This is a genomic window from Hafnia alvei (assembly GCF_900095695.1).
GTDB lineage: Bacteria > Pseudomonadota > Gammaproteobacteria > Enterobacterales > Enterobacteriaceae > Hafnia > Hafnia alvei_B.
The window spans coordinates 1-19,302 of the sequence record NZ_FMIQ01000080.1 but is presented as its reverse complement, the minus strand read 5'-3'; the positions used below and the strand labels follow the sequence as shown (position 1 = coordinate 19,302).

Sequence of the window (19,302 nt, the reverse complement as noted above, 5' to 3'; positions counted from 1 at the left end):
GGTGAGTTTTGCGTTATAGCAGAAAGTGGCGTGCGAGCAGGGCTGCGGTGAAGTTTTTCTTGAGGTAAAAACCGCGTGGGAGCGTGAGTATAGGTTCCCCATGTTCGCCAGTGGCTTCGGTTAACGCGCGGCTATTGGCCGCTTTAGGCCTGATTTGTAATACTTCGCCGTGACGAGCGGTAATGCGCTCGACTTTACCTAACACGATCATATCCATCAATTCTTCCCAATCGCGCTTGAGCTGCTCGTTTTCTTCTTCGTTGGGCGTCCACAGCAGCGGGCTACCGACTCGACGTTGTTCCAGTGGAATTTGCCGTTCGCCTTCGACAGGGATCCACAGCACGCGCTGTAGTTTGTGACGAACATGGCTCGACTCCCACGTTATGCCGCTGTTTCCTGTTAAAGGAGCCACGCAAACGAAGGTGGTTTCTAATGGTTTTCCGCGGTTGTCGATGGGGATTGTCTTGAGCTCAACGCCTATCTCGGGGAAGTCTTGCTCAGGCTTACTACCCGCGCTGGCACCGAGGTACAACTCTAACAGCATGCCAACCCAACCCTTATCCCGTTTCAAATCGCGTGGAATAGCGATGTTCGCTCTAGCCGCGAGTTCACCCAATGTATAACCGGCCAGTGACTGGGCGCGGTTTAACAGTTGTTGCACATTTTCAGGCGTGGTGGTGGGCAGTTGAGGTGTTGTCATCGTTGAAATTTCACTAATTTTACCAGAACTCACAAGTTGGTTAAAAAATGAGCTGCATGCTGTGAGTAAAATTTGGCGCCGAGTTATTTGCACCGAGCCGGAAATAATACCATGATTCATATAAGAAATTATCGAAATTTTCTTTTTTACGGTAATTTCAAAAATTTGTTGTGCAAGACTAGACACCGACAATGAACAGGATCTTACACCTATTTATCCACAGATTTTTGGGATAACCCATTTATTTACCGATCACTGGTTTGATTTACAGGCTTGACGTAGGGGGTTTTTTGGGAAATTGCCGTCTCAGTGTGCAAGTTTGGCGAATAAGCTGTGGATAAAATCGCCATTGGACGATCTTTGAACAAGCTAAGATCCAAACCGTGCATAGCTCACATTTTTGCTTATTAGTGATATGATTGGTTATGCCTATTTTACTGATATATAAGATTAATGTCAGGATGTGTAAAACAGGTTGTTTTGAGCTATCCAAAGGTTTACATCACTTCCCCTGAAGTTCTACACAAATATATCCACAGAAAAAGTGAATAAAAACGATGTTGTGGAGCGAGCAATGTTTATAACTATGGATGAATCTGTGAGTTATCCCAATGTTATCCGTTTTTTGCCCGATTTAATGCGGTGGTTTACCACCACAGGGGAGTGTGAAACAATCAGCCCATCTTGCGAATTTGCTATTGAGGTAGTCCAGTGATCGATGATGATGGCTACCGCCCGAACGTGGGTATCGTAATCTGTAATCGGCAGGGGCAAGTACTTTGGGCCCGTCGCTTTGGTCAGAACTCTTGGCAGTTTCCTCAAGGGGGAATTAATCCTGGAGAAACCGCCGAACAGGCGATGTACCGCGAACTGTTTGAGGAAGTGGGTCTGGGGCGAAAGGACGTTAAAATTCTTGCATCAACCCGTAACTGGTTACGCTATAAATTACCTAAACGTTTGGTGCGTTGGGATACAAAGCCGGTGTGTATCGGCCAAAAGCAGCGTTGGTTCTTATTGCAATTAATGTGCAATGAGTCTGAAATCAACATGCAAAGAAGTAGTACGCCTGAATTTGACGGCTGGCGCTGGGTCAGTTTTTGGTATCCGGTGCGCCAAGTTGTCTCATTTAAACGTGATGTCTATCGTCGGGTGATGAAAGAATTTTCGCCCGTGGTCATGCCATTACAGGAAGTGTTGCCGCCCACGACGCGCCCACCATCTCCTGCTTATCGCCGTAAAAGAGGTTAAGTGGCTTTAATCATGCTCACGCGTTTGCGGGAAATCGTTGAGAAGGTGGCTGCGGCCACCAGTCTGACTGATGCATTGGAAGTGCTGGTTGATGAGACGTGTCAGGCAATGGATACGGAAGTTTGTTCGATCTATTTGGCTGATAACGATCGTCAATGCTATTACCTGATGGCGACGCGTGGTTTGAAAAAGCCGCGCGGGCGTGTGGTGACGTTAGCTTTTGACGAAGGCATCGTTGGATTAGTGGGGCGTTTGGCCGAGCCAATTAACTTGGCGGACGCACCGAGCCATCCCAGTTTTAAATATGTTCCCAAAGTAAAAGAGGAGCGCTACCGCGCTTTTCTCGGCGTGCCGATGATTTATCGCCGCCAGCTGCTCGGCGTTCTTGCCGTACAGCAGCGTGAGTCTCGCCAATTTAATGAAACCGAAGAGTCGTTTTTGGTGACGCTGGCGACTCAGCTGGCTGGGATCCTTTCTCAAACCCAGCTTAACGGTTTGTTTGGCAAGCTGCGGCAGAGCAGGATCCGTGCGATCGCCGCCTCTCCCGGAATTGCCGTGGGTGAAGGTTGGATGGATGTTAGCCAGCCTTCGCTTGAACATGTCTACCAAGCTTCAACCCTAGACAGCGCCAGCGAGCGCGAGCGTTTGACGCAGGCCTTGGAAGAGGCGGCGGCAGAGTTTCGTCGCTTCAGTAAACGTTTTACGGCCAATTCGCAGAAAGACAGCGCGGCCATCTTCGATCTCTATTCGCATTTGATCAATGACGCACGGCTTAAACGCGAGCTCATGAATGAGATCGACGCGGGATCCGTCGCTGAATGGGCGGTCAAGCAGGTAATTGAGCGCTTTGCCGAACAGTTTGCCAGTTTGCAAGATCCTTATATGCGTGAGCGTGCCAGCGATCTGCGTGCCCTTGGGCAGCGTTTGCTTTTCCATCTCGATGATAACGCGACCGGCATTAACCAATGGCCAGATCGTTTTATTCTGGTCGCTGATGAGCTCACCGCGACGCTTTTGGCTGAGGTTCCGCAGGAGCGGATGCTCGGCGTGGTGGTGCGTGACGGTGCGGCAAACTCGCATGCTGCCATTCTGGTACGTGCCATGGGCGTGCCGACGGTGATGGGAGCTGATATTCAGCCTGCGTTATTGCATGAGCGTCAGCTGATCGTTGATGGCTATCGCGGTGAGGTGTTGGTTGCACCGGATCCGGTGTTGGTGCATGAATATCAGCGCTTGGTGAATGAAGAGATCGCGCTCAGCAAAATGGCGGAAGACGACGCCGAAAAACCCGCTCAGCTAAAAAGTGGTGAACGCGTGCAGGTTATGCTCAACGCCGGTTTGAGTGCGGAGCATGAGCAACGTCAGGATAGCCGCGTTGATGGGGTTGGTTTATACCGCACAGAAATACCGTTCATGTTGCAAAGCGGTTTCCCATCGGAAGAAGAGCAGGTTGCGCAATACCAAGGGATGTTGCAGATCAATCCCAATAAACCTGTAACGCTGCGTACGCTGGATATCGGTGCGGATAAACAGCTACCGTATATGCCGATCAACGAAGAGAATCCAAGCCTTGGGTGGCGTGGGATTAGGATCACCCTCGATCAGCCAGAGATCTTCTTGGTTCAAGTGCGTGCGATGCTGCGTGCTAATGCGGCCAGCGGCAATTTAAACATTTTGCTGCCGATGGTAACCAGCCTGAGCGAAGTGGATGAGGCGAAACGCCTGATTGAGCGAGCAGGGCGGGAAGTGGAAGAGATGATCGGCTATGCATTGCCGAAACCACGCATCGGCGTAATGCTCGAAGTTCCATCGCTGATTTTCTTGCTGCCGTTTTTGGCCGAGCGCGTAGATTTTATCTCGGTGGGCACCAACGATTTAACCCAATATCTGCTGGCCGTTGACCGCAATAATACGCGGGTGGCATCGCTGTATGACAGCCTGCATCCGGCTATGCTGCGCGTTCTTAACCAAGTGGTTAATGAGTGTGAACGTCTGAATTTACCGATTAGCGTATGCGGTGAAATGGCGGGCGATCCTATGGGGGCGCTGTTATTGATCGGTATGGGCTATCGAAATCTCAGCATGAATGGCCATAGCGTTCCGCGTATAAAATATCTGCTACGGACGATTGAGTTGGAAGATGCTCGCTTTTTAGTTCAGCGAGTGCTGGAAACTCAAATGTCGACTGAAGTTCGTCATCTCACCGCTGCTTTTATGGAAAGACGTGGTCTGGGTGGCTTAATTCGCGGTGGCTTGTAATTATTTTGTTTTATTTTCCAACTAATTTTTATGAATAATCCTAAACTATTCACGGTGATGAGTTCTTCTTATACGGATCTGATAAAGAGAAATCTGTATAACGCAGTAATTTTCCCTTGAGTGTGGAGTCTCGCTAAAAGTTGTGGGATGATTGTGCGGTTTTTCAGGGGGCGTGAATGGGTAAACTAACGCTATTATTATTGATACTGTTGGGCTGGCTGCAATATTCATTGTGGATCGGCAAAAATGGTATCCATGATTATGTGCGCGTAAAAGAAGATGTTGCGAGTCAGCAGGCTAATAATGGCAAGCTGAAATCTCGTAACGATCAACTCTTTGCAGAAATTGACGATCTAAATGGCGGGCAAGAAGCCATTGAGGAACGCGCACGCAATGAACTTGGTATGATAAAGCCTGGCGAAACGTTTTATCGTCTGGTTCCAGAACAGGCAAAACATAATGGTGGGGCAACTCAGTCTTCCCCAGCGCCTTCGTTCTCATCGTCTACGGCACGAAATTAGCCTCGAACACCGTTTTTCGTTCACTCATCATGCCCGTTAGTTTAGTTATGTCATTGGGCCTAACGTCATATCCATGATCTTCATTACAATAATCTTGATAAGAACAAACTGATAAGTATGAGTGATCCTGACGTGTCTACACTCCTCCCCATTGTTGCCGTTGTACCCGCAGCTGGCGTTGGCAGCCGAATGCGTTCGGCCTGCCCTAAGCAGTACTTGACCATTGCGGGAAAAACGATCCTTGAGCATTCGATTGCGGCGTTGCTATGCCATGCTGACGTTGAGCGGGTGATTGTTTCTATCAGCCCTGACGATGGCTATTTTAACGATTTGCCGCTAGCAAAAGATCCCCGTATTCAGGTGGTATTTGGCGGCGCCCAGCGTGCAGATTCGGTTTTTGCTGGTTTAAAAGCGGCGACGGATGCTTCATGGGTATTGGTACATGACGCTGCTCGTCCGTGTTTACACCAAGAAGATCTCAGCCAGCTCTTGGCGTTACGCCATACCTCTAAAATCGGTGGTATTCTTGCCGCGCCGGTACGTGACACCATGAAACGCGCAGAAACGGGCGATTGTTGCGCGATTGCGCATACGGTCGATCGTGAAGCGCTATGGCATGCGCTGACGCCCCAGTTTTTCCCACGCGAATTGCTTATGATGTGTCTGGAACGCGCGCTCAATGAAGGCGCTAACGTGACAGATGAGGCATCGGCGTTGGAATATTGTGGTTATCATCCGCTGCTGGTGTCTGGCCGTTCTGATAATATTAAAGTGACAAGGCCAGAGGATTTTGCGTTGGCTGAGTTTTATTTATCCCAGCGTACTTAATCGTTTTGTGCTTGTTTTTTTGCGCTTGCGATAACTCAACGATGTTTTATTTCGTTACCCCACTGCCTCCAAAGGAGAATGCTTGATGAGAATTGGCCACGGTTTTGATGTTCATAAATTTGGTGGCGAAGGCCCTCTAATCATTGGCGGCGTGCGTATCCCTTACGAATTTGGTTTGCTGGCGCATTCAGACGGCGACGTTGCTCTGCATGCGGCTACTGACGCGCTGCTTGGCGCCGCTGCGCTGGGCGACATCGGTAAACTTTTCCCTGATACCGATCCTGCGTTTAAAGGTGCGGATAGCCGTGAACTTCTGCGTGAGGCTTATCGCCGTATTCGTGCTAAAGGATATCGTTTAGGCAATCTCGATATTACGATTATTGCTCAGGCTCCAAAGATGGCGCCGCACGTTCCGCAGATGCGCGTGAATTTGGCGGAAGATTTGGAGTGCCATATGGATGATGTCAACGTTAAAGCGACGACCACAGAGAAATTGGGCTTTACCGGCCGCGGTGAAGGCATTGCCTGTGAAGCTGTTGCGCTGTTGATTAAGGAGTAACGCGTGGATTTTGATGCACTGCATTATTTGCATGGACGCCCACGCGGAACGGGTGTTTTAAAAGCGTTCCCAGAAGACTTCTTTGTTTCGGAAGATTTGGGGTTTGAGCCCGACGGCGAAGGTGAGCATCTGCTGGTGCGTATTCGTAAGGAAGGTTGTAACACGCAGTTTGTTGCGGATAATTTGGCTCGATTTGCCAAAATTCCGCAGCGCTCGGTGAGCTACGCTGGCCTAAAAGATCGTCATGCGGTCACCGAGCAGTGGTTCTGCCTACATCTTCCGGGTAAAGAATCACCGGATTTGAGTCAGTTTATTTTAGAAGGCTGCCAAGTGGTACGCAGCGCACGCCATTTGCGCAAGTTGCGCATTGGTACGCTGAAAGGCAATACGTTCCGCTTGGTGCTGCGCCATATTACCGAACGCGATGACGTAGAGCAGCGTTTGCAGGCCATTGCCTCGGAAGGCGCTCCAAACTATTTTGGCGCTCAGCGCTTTGGCCGCGGTGGTAACAATCTGGTTCAGGCCGCAAAATGGTCGCGTAATGAAATTCAGGTCAGAGAGCGCCCCAAGCGCAGTTTTTACCTGTCTGCTGCCCGCAGTGCGATGTTTAACCAGATCGCGAATAAGCGTTTGGAACAGGGGTCTCAACGTCAGGTAATGCTGGGTGATGCCATGCAGTTAACGGGCCGTGGTAGTTGGTTTGTGGCGAATGCGGAAGAGCTAGAAAGCCTACAGCAGCGAACAGACAGCGGTGAGTTACAAATTACAGCGGCGTTGCCGGGCGATAACGATCTAGGGACGCGTGATTTAGCCGCAGAGTTTGAGCAACAGGCGATTGCTGAATATGGCGATCTTCTGGCGCTGGTTAAGCGTGAGCGCGTGGAGTCCGCGCGTCGCGCTATGCTGGTCAAACCGCAGGAGATGAGCTGGTCATGGTGGGACGATGCTACGGTAGAAGTTGAGTTTGCGCTTCCGGCAGGCAGCTTTGCTACCAGCATCGTGCGTGAGTTGTTTAATCAGGAAAACCCTAATGCGGATCTTGCTGAGTAACGACGACGGCGTGATGGCCCCGGGCCTGCAAACATTAGCGGCAGCGCTGCGTGAGTTTGCTCAGGTGCAGGTCGTTGCCCCTAATCGGAATCGCAGCGCTTCTTCAAATTCATTAACGCTTGAGTCGCCGCTACGTATTGATACTTTGGCGAACGGTGATATTAGCGTGATCGACGGTACGCCGACCGACTGCGTTTATCTGGGCGTGAATGCCTTGATGCGGCCTCATCCAGAAATTGTTGTATCGGGTATTAATGCCGGGCCTAATCTGGGTGACGATGTGATTTACTCGGGAACCGTGGCCGCGGCAATGGAAGGGCGACACTTAGGTTTTCCTGCGCTGGCGGTTTCACTCAATGGTTTTCAGCATTACGACACGGCGGCTCAGGTGACTGTCCGCCTGCTGAAGGGGTTGGCTGCGCACCCTTTACGCACGGGGCGTATTCTCAATGTGAACGTACCTGATTTGCCTTTGTCACAGATTAAAGGCATTAAAGTGACGCGCTGTGGTAGTCGGCATCCGGCTGATAAGGTGATTCATCAGCATGATCCGCGTGGCCGTGATTTATATTGGATCGGACCTCCGGGCGCGAAACATGATGCGGGACCTGATACTGATTTTGCCGCCGTTGAGCAAGGTTACGTATCCATTACGCCTTTACAGGTGGACTTAACCGCGTATCACGCGCAGGATTTGCTTTCTTCGTGGCTTGAACAGACTAAGGTCGGTGAGGAATGGTAGATAGACGTGTGCTGACCTTATTGCAGCAGTTGATGCAGCAAGGGATCGGTGATGAGCGGGTACTGAAAGCAATGGCTGAAGTTCCGCGTGAAAAATTCATTGATGAGGCCATGTCTCACAAGGCCTACGACAATACGGCCTTACCGATAGGCTTAGGCCAAACTATCTCTCAACCCTATATGGTTGCGCGTATGACGGAGCTGTTACGCGTTGGGCCAGAGTCTAAGGTGCTGGAAATTGGCACCGGTTCTGGCTACCAAACCGCGGTACTGGCACATCTCGTACAACACGTATTCTCGGTTGAGCGGATTAAAAGCCTACAGTGGCAGGCTAAAAGACGTCTTAAGCAGCTTGATTTGCATAATGTGTCGACGCGTCACGGTGACGGCTGGCAGGGGTGGGCATCGCGCGGGCCGTTTGACGCGATTATTGTTACCGCTGCTCCGCCTGAAATCCCTGAGGCATTGCTGTTGCAGTTAGCCGACGGTGGACGCTTGGTTCTGCCAGTAGGTGAATTTGATAAAACTCAGCAGCTACGCTGCGTGCAGCGGCGTGGAAATGATTTCTCCGTTGAGTCGATTGAACCTGTGAGATTTGTGCCACTCGTTCAGGGTGAGTTAGCCTGATTTTTTCAGCCATGCCCCCTATTTTTTACCGTCGGGCATCGGCTATGTTTTTGTGCATCAAGGCGAATAATCGAGAACATATCTGCTATGTTAAATCGACATAATGATTTTTCTTATTGATTCGCATTTGACCCGCACTCTGTTTTTAGTGTCCAATTCATGACTAATTGCAGTATATGGTTGGAAACTAAATGCAGCGGGTGAGGTTTTTGATCGTGACCTTGCCTGATTTTTTGTCTTGTTTGGTATTTCTTCGCTAGCCCAATGGTTGGGCTAGTCGGTTCAGAGCGCGTAAAGTTCTGGTTACTTGAAGCTGTGGCTACCGGTAATTTAGACGGATAAGAGACTGAATATGTTGGATATCGCTGATTTTGCTGTCATGGGGGAAGCATGAGCATGGGAAGCCCGATGATGAAGTGGCGCCAGGTAGCGGCGTGTACTTTGATTACTTTATGGTTGGCTGGTTGTTCGTCAGATAATAGTTCTGCGCCGATAAGCTCGGTAAATGGCGGCGGCAATGGCCGTATGCTGTCAAATGGTGGAAATACCAGCACGGCTCAGGCCGGTGACGGCGGACGCATTGTATACAATCGTAGCTATCAGAATATTCCGAAGGGAAGCTATAACGGCGGCACTTATACCGTAAAACGCGGCGATACACTTTTTTATATTGCTTGGATCTCTGGAAATGACTTCCGCGATCTTGCAGAGAAAAACAATATACCTGCGCCGTACAGCCTCAATGTTGGTCAAACAATCAAATTAGACGCCAACAGCAACAGCGGTGGCATGCTAGCTGCTAATGATGGAACCAGCGGAGTCCCTACGCAACCATCAAGTGGTCAAATTAAGAGCACAGGTGTTGATTCTCAATCAACCACAGCGTATTCTGACAATTCGGGTAAACAGAATGTTGGCAAAATGTTGCCTGCATCTACGGCTACAGCGGCGACAACGACTGCTGCAGCTACAGTTCCGAGCTCGTCAGCCAGTAGCGTAAGCAGCAGTGCTCCAGTAGGAACCTGGCGCTGGCCTACTGACGGTAAAGTTATCGACAACTTCTCTTCTGCCGAAGGTGGAAATAAAGGCGTTGATATTGCGGGTTCACGCGGCCAGTCGGTGGTCGCCACGGCTGATGGCCGTGTGGTATACGCCGGCAACGCGCTGCGTGGTTACGGAAATCTGATCATCATTAAACATAATGATGACTACCTGAGCGCCTATGCCCATAACGACACGATGCTGGTCCGGGAACAACAAGAGGTTAAGGCGGGTCAAAAAATTGCAACCATGGGGAGCACCGGAACCAGCTCAGTAAGATTGCACTTTGAAATTCGTTACAAGGGGAAATCCGTAAACCCGCTGCGCTACTTGCCGCAGCGATAGTCGGGGCAGAATCGCTGTATTCTGCCCGCAATATCACGGGTAGGGTACAGCTATGAGCCAGAATACGCTGAAAGTTAACGAGTTAAATGAAGAAGTAGACTTCGATGAGAACGGGGAAGAAGCGTTTGACGAGAAGGTACTCGTTGAAGAACCCACCGAGGTTGATTCATCCGATGAACTGATGGCACAGGCCGTTTCACAACGTGTACTTGATGCTACTCAGCTTTATTTGGGCGAAATCGGTTACTCTCCGCTGCTAACCGCAGAAGAAGAAGTCTTTTTTGCCCGACGAGCGTTACGCGGAGACGAAGCGTCTCGTCGTAGAATGATCGAAAGTAACCTGCGTCTGGTGGTGAAAATCGCCCGTCGTTATAGCAATCGCGGCCTTGCGCTGTTAGATCTGATCGAAGAAGGCAATTTAGGTTTAATCCGTGCCGTCGAGAAGTTCGATCCAGAGCGTGGCTTCCGTTTCTCTACCTATGCAACATGGTGGATCCGCCAAACGATTGAGCGGGCTATCATGAATCAGACACGTACGATCCGTTTGCCGATTCATATTGTCAAAGAGTTGAACGTTTATCTGCGAACTGCACGTGAGCTTTCACACAAACTGGATCATGAGCCGAGCGCGGAAGAGATTGCTGAGCAGTTAGATCGTCCGGTCACTGACGTTAGCCGTATGCTGCGCTTAAACGAGCGTATCACTTCAGTGGATACTCCGCTGGGGGGCGATTCAGAGAAGGCCTTACTGGATATTCTCACCGATGAGAATGAAAGTGGTCCGGAAGATACCACGCAAAGCGATGACATGAAGCAGAGTATTGTTAAGTGGCTGTTTGAGCTTAACGCGAAACAACGTGAAGTTTTGGCGCGTCGTTTTGGTCTGCTGGGTTATGAAGCTGCTACCTTGGAAGATGTGGGGCGCGAAATCGGTTTAACCCGTGAGCGTGTGCGTCAAATCCAAGTTGAAGGCTTACGTCGTCTGCGTGAAATCCTGCAAGGACAGGGATTGAGCATTGAGGCTCTATTCCGCGAATAAGACTTTCGATAATGCATAAAATAAAAAGGTGAAGCTTTGCGGCTTCACCTTTTTTTATGCTTCAAGTTTAGAGTTTAAACCATGCCTTTTAGGCGATACAGCCAATCCAATGCCTGACGCGGCGTGAGTGTATCGGGATCGAGCGTTTCCAGAGCTTCTACGGCAGGAGAGGCTTCAGGTTCAGCTAGAAGCTGAAGCTGTGATCCGTCAATTTGGCTATTGCCGGTTTGCGCCGACAAGGTTTCCAGCTCTTTGAGTTTTTGTCTTGCACGCTTGATAACATCACGAGGAACGCCTGCCAGCGCGGCAACCGCAAGGCCATAGCTTTTACTGGCCGCGCCATCTTGCACGCTGTGCATGAAGGCAATGGTGTCACCATGCTCAAGGGCATCGAGGTGAACGTTGTACACGCCTTCCAGTTTTTCTGGCAGCGTGGTTAATTCGAAGTAATGCGTGGCGAATAACGTCATGGCTTTAATGCGGCTGGCGAGATTCTCGGCACAGGCCCACGCCAGCGATAAGCCGTCATAGGTCGATGTCCCGCGACCAATCTCATCCATCAGCACCAGACTGTTTTCCGTGGCGTTATGCAAGATATTGGCGGTTTCGGTCATCTCGACCATGAAGGTTGAACGGCCCGATGCCAAATCATCGGCTGCGCCCACGCGGGTGAATATGCGGTCAACAGGCCCAATCACGGCTTTCTCAGCAGGCACAAAGCTACCAATGTGCGCCATAAGCACAATGAGCGCGGCTTGACGCATATAGGTGCTTTTCCCGCCCATATTCGGGCCGGTGATCACTAACATGCGGCGCTGTGGGGAAAGTGACAGCGGGTTAGCAATGAAAGGCTCTTTGAGCACTTGCTCAACCACGGGATGGCGTCCGCCAACGATTTTAATACCGGGCTTATCGCTGAGTTCTGGACGGACATAGTTTAGCGTTTCAGCACGTTCTGCCAAGTTGCTCAACACATCCAGTTCGGCAAGTGCGGTGGCGCTTTGCTGAAGATCGGCCAAATGAGGCAATAGCATGTCGAACAGTTCTTCATAGAGACGCTTTTCTAGCGCCAATGCTTTGCCTTTTGAGGTCAGAACCTTGTCTTCATACTCTTTTAATTCAGGGATGATATAGCGTTCTGCGTTTTTTAAGGTCTGGCGACGTACATAGTGAATCGGCACTAAATGGCTTTGGCCACGGCTGACCTGAATGTAATAGCCATGCACGCCGTTGAAACCGACCTTCAAGGTGTCTAAACCGAGCTTTTCGCGTTCGCGAATTTCTAAACGATCGAGATAGTCGGTAGCGCCATCGGCCAGCGCGCGCCATTCGTCTAACTCTTCGTTGTAGCCTGGTGCGATGACCCCGCCGTCGCGAACTAGAACAGGAGGCGTTTCTACGACCGCTCTTTCCAGCAATGCTTTCAGCTCATCAAACTGACCGGCGTTTTTCGCCAGCGTCGCAATGTGAGGCGTGGCATGGTCACCGATGAGCGCCTGAATTTCAGGTAGCTGCTGGAATGCATAGCGCATGCGCGCAAGATCACGTGGGCGAGCGGTACGCAGAGCTAAACGGGCAAGAATTCGTTCAAGATCGCCGACTTGACGCAGTAGCGGTTGAAGATCTTCAACCAGAGGCTGAAGGGCTTCGATAGCCTGTTGACGATTATTGAGCGCTTTGTGATCGCGGCTCGGCATATGCACCCAGCGTTTTAGCATACGACTGCCCATTGGCGTAACGGTGCAATCCAAAATAGCGGCCAGCGTATTTTCAACGCCGCCGGATAGGTTCTGAGTGAGCTCTAAATTTCGGCGGGTAGCGGCATCCATAATAATGCCGTCTTGCTGGCGCTCGATGGTAATACCACGAATGTGAGGCAGCGTGGTTCGTTGCGTATCTTTCACATATTGCAGCAAACAGCCAGCCGCACGCAGCGCCTGTGTTGATTGCTCCACGCCGAAACCATTGAGATCGCGGGTGCCAAACTGGAGGTTCAGCTGTTGCCGAGCGGTGTCTAACTCAAACTCCCAAAGCGGACGGCGGCGCAGGCCTCTGCGGTTTTCAATCAACGGCATAGAGCCGAAATCTTCGGGGTAAAGCAGCTCTGCCGGATTAGTGCGCTGGAGTTCTGCGGCCATGGTTTCGAGATCGGCTGGTTCGGCAACGCGAAAACGGCCAGAGCTAATATCGAGAGTCGCAAAGCCAAAGCCGCGCGCGTCCTGCCAGATTGCGGCTAGTAGGTTATCCTGACGCTCTTTAAGCAGCGCTTCATCGCTGATGGTACCCGGCGTGACGATACGAACCACTTTGCGTTCGACAGGCCCTTTGGTGGTTGCCGGATCGCCAATTTGTTCACAAATAGCGACGGATTCACCGAGCTGTACCAGCTTTGCGAGATAGTTTTCAACGGCATGATGCGGAATGCCGGCCATGGGAATTGGCTCTCCGGCAGAGGCTCCGCGCTTGGTTAGCGAAATATCCATGAGCTGAGAGGCACGTTTGGCATCATCATAAAATAGCTCGTAGAAGTCACCCATACGATAGAACAGCAGGATATCAGGATGCTGTGCTTTCAGTTTTAAGTACTGCTGCATCATCGGGGTATGTGAGTCTAGGTTTGTCATGTCGCTCATAGAATTTCTATATCTAATATATTGAATTTTAAGATTATCGTGATTTTTTAGATTCTGTTTAAGCATCACGAAATCGTTTGGAGAAGCAGTCATCCAGAACGATTTTTTAGGGCACTATACTAACGTAGGGATCTGCAAACTGACATAGTTAATATCTGGAAGTGCTTCGCAAGTTTGTTATGTAACCTTGCTAGCACTATTGCATGCATCGAAAAATGATCATCTCACAGTGGTGTGCAAATCATGCGGAGCAATATACTTCAAACTAGATGTTGCTGCTGCGATGGTCTGTTTGGTGAAGGCAAGATAAGTGATAGCAATAGTTCAGTGAGGAGTAGTTTGGTCGGGAGTAAGGTGTAGCTCGATGAGAGATCAACATTAGCAAATGATCTGACAGCTGCTAATAATATGAATAAATAAACTAATTGTGTAAATTTAATAGTGATTATTAGTGGCAGCTTTCCACTGGTTTGTCGATGAGATGATTGTTATTATATTATATTTCAAGCTATTTATAGGTAGTATCTATCACCCGTACGTAGATGGAAGCTTGTTGAGAAATAGCCCAATGGAGTACTAAATGGAGGAATGGAACTCAATGGTAGATATGATGGCTTTTGCGACATTCATTGCAATTATAAAAATAAAAATTAATTCATTTCCTTGGTTAAAAATATAAAAATCAATAAAAACAATAGATATCTAAAAAATGCATAATAACTTGATGAATAATCAAGTTCTTTTTTTTTCTAATTAGTGTAGATAGGTTGGTTAAATTCTATTCAATGAGGTGACATCTCATGTATGTCATGTTTCATGATTATAGTTTATATATAGTAATGTTTTTCATTGCTATGATTTCAGGTGCTATAAATGTTGTTTCAGGTGGTGGTGGTTTTTTATCTATTAGTGCGTTATTACTTTTAGGGTTGCCTCCGTCTAATGCATTAGCAACTAATAAAGTCCAATCTTTTGGGAGTTGTGTAACCTCCGGGCTATGTTTTTTGAGGAAAGGAGGTATTGATCTAGAAACTGGGAAATTCATTTTTTTTAGTGTTTTTGTCGGTGCTGCAGTTGGTACAGTTTTAATCCAGTTTATTGATGTTGGTTTTTTAAGGAAATTAATACCAATAATAATGATTGCGATAGCTATATATTTCATATTAACACCAACAGTTAATAATAAAAATGTCAATCGTAGAGTTTCACTATGTCTATTTTGTTTTATTATTTCATTGGTTGGTTTTTACGATGGTTTTCTGGGGGCTGGTGCAGGAACTTTTTATACTATAGCTTACATTTCATTGTGGGGGGTTCACATTGACAAAGCACAGATGAATGCTAATTTTTTAAATTTATCATCAAATATAGCATCTGTGTTGTTTTTCATTTTTGGTGGAAAAATAATCTGGCCACTTGGAATCGTTATGCTTATAGGTCAAATATTTGGTGGGTATTTTGGGGCGAAACTAGTAATTACTAAAGGAAAAAAAATAATAAAACCAATGATTATTTTTGTTTCAATAATAATTAGTTTAAACCTTATTTATGAGTCATGTAAAGGATGAAACGAAATTACTAAAAACTAAAGGTAGATATTATGAGTAAAGTGAGCATTGATTCTGATTCAATCCTTAATGGTGATGTGTTCATTCCATCTTCGAAACCACATATTCAAAGAGCGCTGTTAGTTGGTCTTATAAATGAGTTTGAAACAGTTATTAATAATATATCTTGGTGTAAAGAAACAGAGGATTTGTTAATTGCATTACAGCAATTTGGGTTGAATGTTTTGTATAAGACTCATAATAAAATTATAGTTAAAGGAGTAAGGCCTCCGTTTAAATGTAGTGACATTATATTGGCGAATGGTTCAGGGATGCTATTTAGAATTACTCTTGCTTTATCTTCATTATCTGATGGTGATATAAAAATAAAATGTAACAACTCGCTGTTCAATAGAACATCTCTGATTGATATTGGCTATCTCTCACATTTGAACATAGACATTGAAAAAATAAATGAAAATATTTTTTCAATATCAAGGAAAAAATATGATTTTAAAAGCCCGGTTGGCACAAATGAAAGTACACAGTTTTTGACGTTCTTATTATTAATATCTCCATTGACTAACGGCCAGATAAAATTTATGGGTGGTGGGTGTCGATTTGGATATGTGAAGATTACCACAGATATAATGTCACTACTTGAATGTAAAATCAAAATAATTGATGATCACTATCACTTAACTCCTTATGTAATGAAAAATATTGAGATTAATATCCCTTCTGATTTTACTTCTGTAAGTTATATTGCATCCTCTCTGCTTAGTATTAACAAAAAATCAAAGATAAGAATAAAAAATTATTTTTATGGTGGTACTATTAATGAGGTTAGAATGTTTAATATATATGAAATGTTAGGATTGAAAATAAATGTGGGAAATAATATAGTTGAAATTAACTCCAATTGTATTAGAACTCATGAACTTTACGAAGTTAACTTGTGCAAGCTTCCATCCGTAGCATCTAATATTATATCCGCATCAATAAACTCTTATAATAAGATGGTTTTTAGGGAGGTGTCATCTACTAATAATTATAAATGTCAAAGATCACTTGTTATAAATGAAAATATAAGATTGATGGGGGGGGGAGACTAGTTTACTATTTGATAGTAACGGACGCTTTGATGGAATATACCTTAAAGGTTCTGGGGCTGTCGCAGGAGGGGCTGAGTTGCAGAGTTATGAAGATCACAGAATTTGTGCATCGAATATAATTATAGCATTAGGTGCGAAAGAAAAAACTATTGTTGATGGAGTTGATAAATTAGATGATGGATTTCCAGATTTTATTCATCATTTGAATTATTTAGGCGCAAAAGTAAAATTTTTTTAATGTGGAGGGTACATGAAATATTATGGTGGGAACTTTCCTTTATATGCTAAAGTATCACCAACTGATTCAATGTATGGAGAAGTTAATTTACCGTCATCAAAAAGTTCTTCGACAAGGGCTATATTAACATCGACACTTACAAATGGTAAGTGTCATATAGCTAATTTAGCCACAGGATATAATACGACTGCAATGATAAAAAATTGTATGAATCTTGGGGCTTCATTTACTTGTATTGGGAATAATACCGTTATTAATGGAGTTGATATTAATAATATAGATAAAATAATCACCTTTAATCCTGAAAACTCAGGTATTGTATTACGATTGCTAATGGGGGTTGCAGGATATTTACCTGAATCATATTTTATTACTAGTTATATTAATTCGCTAGCTAAGCGCTCTCAAAAGGAAATGATTAGTGCTTTACAAAAACTAAATGTACACTGCACGGGTATTGGTGAAGACGGTTTTTTACCGATAAAAATAAAGTCTAGTAGGAAATTAAATTCTTATACTGAAGTTTCGTGTCGAAAAAGCTCTCAGTTTTTAAGTGGGCTTCTTTACTTGGGTGCGGTAAGTGATAGAGATTTGCATATAAAGGTTATTGATGAAATTACAGCACCATCAATGGTTCATACAACAATAAATAATTTGAGTAGTGCAGGAGTAGATATTGGATATGATAATGGTTTTAGGGATTTTTTCATCAGTGGAAAAGAAAAATTTAAGCCATCAAATTTCAGTATTGGTTCAGATCCAGCAAGTGCGTCAGCAATTTTAACTCTTTGTTCTTCATTATCATCAAATGTTATTCTAAATGGTTTTTTTGAAGAAGAACTCGGCAATGGTGCTGTTATTAATTATTTGATTGAAAGTGGTGCTAGTATTACTAGTGTAGGTAATAACTCTATTAATATAAAATCGGATGGAAAGGAAATTATACCTCTTGATTTCGACGGTTCTCTTGCCCCCGATGCTGTTCCTGCTCTTGTAGCAAGAGCGGCATTTGCTAATGGAAAAAGTGTGTTTTATAACATTGAGCACATTCGTTATAAAGAATCAAATCGTATTTCTGACTATAGACTTGAAATGTTAAAAATAGGAATAAAAACTGAAGAAGAGAATGATAAATTGATCATATATGGTAACCCTAATGGTTACGAAGGGAATGTAATTGTTGATGGCCATTATGATCATGCTTTAATTATGGGGCTTACAACCATAGGTCTACATTGCAAGAATCCTATTCTAATTAAAGAGCCGTATCATGTTGGGCAAACCTACCCAGAATATTTTTCTGATATCTATTCATTAGGGGCAGATGTAATGGAAATGAAAATATCATCACCTATTCAGGAAGATTTATGATATTGGTGAGCCACTATAGTATCAATTATATAGTTGATACTATAGTGGTTCAGTATCGCAGATGGCTTTTATAGGTCTGTCGGGGGCTAAGTATTCCTACATATTATTAATGTGACAGCGTATAAAAACGGGATTTTCTTGCAGATTAAAAATTTTAAAGTGTGGGGATATATTTGCGTGTTATATAGTAATCGGAGTGCTTTTACCTCAGATAAGTAGTATTAACGAGCTGAGAAGTACGATAAAGGAAAGCATCTACTAGTACAAAACTACAGAATAGCCCTGACTGCAAAAGGCCGGAGTTCGATGGAATATCGAGCCCCGGTCCCGAAATTTGCTTAACATGAACAGCCCTGCTTCATTGAAGGTAGTCAAGAAGGCGGGCTGTTCATGTAACGAAGGCGTTAGAAACAAAGCTTAGAAGCTATATTTAATTCCTAACATCCCAGACGTATCGTTATAGCCGGCATCGCCGATTTGCTGGGCTATATTTATCCAGCCGCTGGTGCGTTGGCTGAATTGCCCTTCAATACCGACTTTGACCTCACCAATGTTGCGTGCACCGTCTTGGGACAGTTTGACATTATTCATCTCTACGCCGAATCGCTGGGTATTATGGATCCAGTTAACCTCAGCGAAGGGTTCGAAGGTACGATCTTTGTTGTCATCTTGCGCTGCATTACCCTGCATATAGGCTCGAACGCCAAGTCGGGTTTGCAGATTGTTGTTGCCCGTGCTGTCTACTCGGGTGCCGTTTCTTTCAATGTGACGATCCGCTTTGACACCCATCCACGTTAGCTGTGCCTTAGGCTGAATAAACACTTTGCGGCGTTCGCTTTCGCGCACTTTAAAGGTATATCCACTTTCCACAGATCCGGTGAAACCGTTAGAGTCATAGGATTCGGATGGTAAATCATCACCGTTTACCGAGTTTTTAAACCAGTTATACAACAGCCAGCTATCAACATAGAGTCCTGTCTTATCTGCATCGTTGTTATACCAAGTACCGTAAGCGCCGACGGAATAGCCATCAATACTTGAACGCGAGTCATGACGCGATTTATTTGAGTGGGTGTGGCTTTTCGCATTGGCGTAACCAGCCATCAGGCCAAGGTGCCAACGATCCAAACCATCCGTACTCCACTGCGCGATATCACCGCCTAATTGCATAACGTAGCGGTTGGTGCTGGTTTTCAATTGCCCACTGCTGTCTTTAAAGTTATTACGCCCACCGATCTGGCGTAGCCACATGCTGGTCACTTTTTCTTCACCGGTTAATACGTCGGTATATTGGGTTTCCCCTAAGCGATCGTGCAATCGGGTCGTGAATAAAGTATTTCCTGCTGCATGGTTGGCAATGTAGCTACCCGCCTCAGGGCGTACGATCAGATCTTTCGGCTTGTTGGGTACTACCGGTGGTTCAGGTTCTTTAGGTTCAAC

At 46.1% G+C, this 19,302-nt stretch carries 17 protein-coding genes; 14 read left to right on the top strand and 3 right to left on the bottom strand.

Going from position 1 to position 19,302, the window contains the following annotated elements:
* Positions 1-13 precede the first annotated feature (13 nt).
* Positions 14-700 (bottom strand): DNA mismatch repair endonuclease MutH, encoded by a 687-nt coding sequence (mutH, locus tag BN1044_RS20960; RefSeq protein WP_072310349.1) that lies wholly within the window; start codon positions 698-700, stop codon positions 14-16.
* A 711-nt stretch (positions 701-1,411) separates the two neighbouring features.
* On the opposite strand from mutH, the gene rppH reads away from it, so the two are divergent.
* From rppH to rpoS, 10 genes are all read left to right on the top strand, one after another.
* Positions 1,412-1,948: an RNA pyrophosphohydrolase gene (rppH, locus tag BN1044_RS20955; protein ID WP_072310296.1), complete on the top strand. Its 537-nt coding sequence runs from the start codon at positions 1,412-1,414 to the stop codon at positions 1,946-1,948.
* A 12-nt stretch (positions 1,949-1,960) separates the two neighbouring features.
* Positions 1,961-4,207 carry a phosphoenolpyruvate--protein phosphotransferase gene (gene ptsP / locus BN1044_RS20950; protein ID WP_072310348.1) on the top strand — a complete coding sequence of 749 codons (2,247 nt, stop codon included), beginning with the start codon at positions 1,961-1,963 and terminating at the stop codon, positions 4,205-4,207.
* A 176-nt stretch (positions 4,208-4,383) separates the two neighbouring features.
* Positions 4,384-4,728, top strand: a complete 345-nt coding sequence (gene ftsB / locus BN1044_RS20945; RefSeq protein ID WP_072310295.1) for a cell division protein FtsB — start codon at positions 4,384-4,386, stop codon at positions 4,726-4,728.
* Between the two features lie 117 nt (positions 4,729-4,845).
* Entirely contained in the window at positions 4,846-5,556 is a 711-nt protein-coding gene (gene ispD / locus BN1044_RS20940; protein WP_072310294.1) for a 2-C-methyl-D-erythritol 4-phosphate cytidylyltransferase, read from the top strand.
* A gap of 85 nt (positions 5,557-5,641) precedes the next feature.
* Positions 5,642-6,115 carry a 2-C-methyl-D-erythritol 2,4-cyclodiphosphate synthase gene (gene ispF / locus BN1044_RS20935; protein ID WP_072310293.1) on the top strand — a complete coding sequence of 158 codons (474 nt, stop codon included), beginning with the start codon at positions 5,642-5,644 and terminating at the stop codon, positions 6,113-6,115.
* A 3-nt stretch (positions 6,116-6,118) separates the two neighbouring features.
* Positions 6,119-7,165: a tRNA pseudouridine(13) synthase TruD gene (gene truD / locus BN1044_RS20930; protein WP_072310292.1), complete on the top strand. Its 1,047-nt coding sequence runs from the start codon at positions 6,119-6,121 to the stop codon at positions 7,163-7,165.
* Complete coding sequence (gene surE, locus BN1044_RS20925; RefSeq protein ID WP_072310291.1) at positions 7,146-7,907, top strand: 5'/3'-nucleotidase SurE; 762 nt, start codon at positions 7,146-7,148, stop codon at positions 7,905-7,907. The genes truD and surE overlap by 20 nt, the downstream gene beginning before the upstream one ends.
* Positions 7,901-8,533, top strand: a complete 633-nt coding sequence (locus BN1044_RS20920; protein ID WP_072310290.1) for a protein-L-isoaspartate(D-aspartate) O-methyltransferase — start codon at positions 7,901-7,903, stop codon at positions 8,531-8,533. Before surE ends, BN1044_RS20920 begins: the two co-directional genes overlap by 7 nt.
* A gap of 408 nt (positions 8,534-8,941) precedes the next feature.
* Positions 8,942-9,919 (top strand): murein hydrolase activator NlpD, encoded by a 978-nt coding sequence (gene nlpD / locus BN1044_RS20915; protein WP_081329641.1) that lies wholly within the window; start codon positions 8,942-8,944, stop codon positions 9,917-9,919.
* A 52-nt stretch (positions 9,920-9,971) separates the two neighbouring features.
* Positions 9,972-10,958, top strand: a complete 987-nt coding sequence (gene rpoS / locus BN1044_RS20910; protein ID WP_025801555.1) for an RNA polymerase sigma factor RpoS — start codon at positions 9,972-9,974, stop codon at positions 10,956-10,958.
* A 74-nt stretch (positions 10,959-11,032) separates the two neighbouring features.
* On the opposite strand, the gene mutS is transcribed toward rpoS, so the two are convergent.
* The gene (gene mutS / locus BN1044_RS20905; RefSeq protein ID WP_072310288.1) at positions 11,033-13,591 is read right to left on the bottom strand and encodes a DNA mismatch repair protein MutS; all 2,559 of its coding nucleotides are present in this window, start codon (positions 13,589-13,591) and stop codon (positions 11,033-11,035) included.
* An 800-nt stretch (positions 13,592-14,391) separates the two neighbouring features.
* Here mutS and BN1044_RS20900 point away from each other — a divergent pair.
* The 4 genes from BN1044_RS20900 (at position 14,392) to BN1044_RS20890 (ending at position 17,862) form a co-directional block, all read left to right on the top strand.
* Positions 14,392-15,159, top strand: coding sequence for a TSUP family transporter (locus tag BN1044_RS20900; protein ID WP_072310287.1), 768 nt, complete (start codon positions 14,392-14,394; stop codon positions 15,157-15,159).
* A 32-nt stretch (positions 15,160-15,191) separates the two neighbouring features.
* The gene (locus BN1044_RS20895) at positions 15,192-16,253 is read left to right on the top strand and encodes a hypothetical protein (RefSeq protein ID WP_081329638.1); all 1,062 of its coding nucleotides are present in this window, start codon (positions 15,192-15,194) and stop codon (positions 16,251-16,253) included.
* Between the two features lie 76 nt (positions 16,254-16,329).
* The gene (locus BN1044_RS23485) at positions 16,330-16,491 is read left to right on the top strand and encodes a hypothetical protein (RefSeq protein ID WP_254663944.1); all 162 of its coding nucleotides are present in this window, start codon (positions 16,330-16,332) and stop codon (positions 16,489-16,491) included.
* A gap of 12 nt (positions 16,492-16,503) precedes the next feature.
* Positions 16,504-17,862 carry a 3-phosphoshikimate 1-carboxyvinyltransferase gene (locus BN1044_RS20890; RefSeq protein WP_072310286.1) on the top strand — a complete coding sequence of 453 codons (1,359 nt, stop codon included), beginning with the start codon at positions 16,504-16,506 and terminating at the stop codon, positions 17,860-17,862.
* 417 nt (positions 17,863-18,279) lie between these two features.
* On the opposite strand, the gene BN1044_RS20885 is transcribed toward BN1044_RS20890, so the two are convergent.
* Positions 18,280-19,302 (bottom strand): autotransporter outer membrane beta-barrel domain-containing protein (locus BN1044_RS20885; protein ID WP_139130987.1); only part of this gene is annotated, 1,023 nt, incomplete at its 5' end.

What these genes read in the sequence shown, in the direction of transcription:
- BN1044_RS20900 (WP_072310287.1), top strand. Translation starts at nt 14,392, where the DNA reads ATGTATGTCATGTTTCATGATTATAGTTTATATATAGTAATGTTTTTC.
- mutS (WP_072310288.1), bottom strand. Translation starts at nt 13,591, where the DNA reads ATGAGCGACATGACAAACCTAGACTCACATACCCCGATGATGCAGCAG.
- BN1044_RS20890 (WP_072310286.1), top strand. Translation starts at nt 16,504, where the DNA reads ATGAAATATTATGGTGGGAACTTTCCTTTATATGCTAAAGTATCACCA.
- mutH (WP_072310349.1), bottom strand. Translation starts at nt 700, where the DNA reads ATGACAACACCTCAACTGCCCACCACCACGCCTGAAAATGTGCAACAA.
- ftsB (WP_072310295.1), top strand. Translation starts at nt 4,384, where the DNA reads ATGGGTAAACTAACGCTATTATTATTGATACTGTTGGGCTGGCTGCAA.
- BN1044_RS20895 (WP_081329638.1), top strand. Translation starts at nt 15,192, where the DNA reads ATGAGTAAAGTGAGCATTGATTCTGATTCAATCCTTAATGGTGATGTG.
- ispD (WP_072310294.1), top strand. Translation starts at nt 4,846, where the DNA reads ATGAGTGATCCTGACGTGTCTACACTCCTCCCCATTGTTGCCGTTGTA.
- ptsP (WP_072310348.1), top strand. Translation starts at nt 1,961, where the DNA reads ATGCTCACGCGTTTGCGGGAAATCGTTGAGAAGGTGGCTGCGGCCACC.
- nlpD (WP_081329641.1), top strand. Translation starts at nt 8,942, where the DNA reads ATGATGAAGTGGCGCCAGGTAGCGGCGTGTACTTTGATTACTTTATGG.
- ispF (WP_072310293.1), top strand. Translation starts at nt 5,642, where the DNA reads ATGAGAATTGGCCACGGTTTTGATGTTCATAAATTTGGTGGCGAAGGC.
- BN1044_RS20920 (WP_072310290.1), top strand. Translation starts at nt 7,901, where the DNA reads ATGGTAGATAGACGTGTGCTGACCTTATTGCAGCAGTTGATGCAGCAA.
- rpoS (WP_025801555.1), top strand. Translation starts at nt 9,972, where the DNA reads ATGAGCCAGAATACGCTGAAAGTTAACGAGTTAAATGAAGAAGTAGAC.
- surE (WP_072310291.1), top strand. Translation starts at nt 7,146, where the DNA reads ATGCGGATCTTGCTGAGTAACGACGACGGCGTGATGGCCCCGGGCCTG.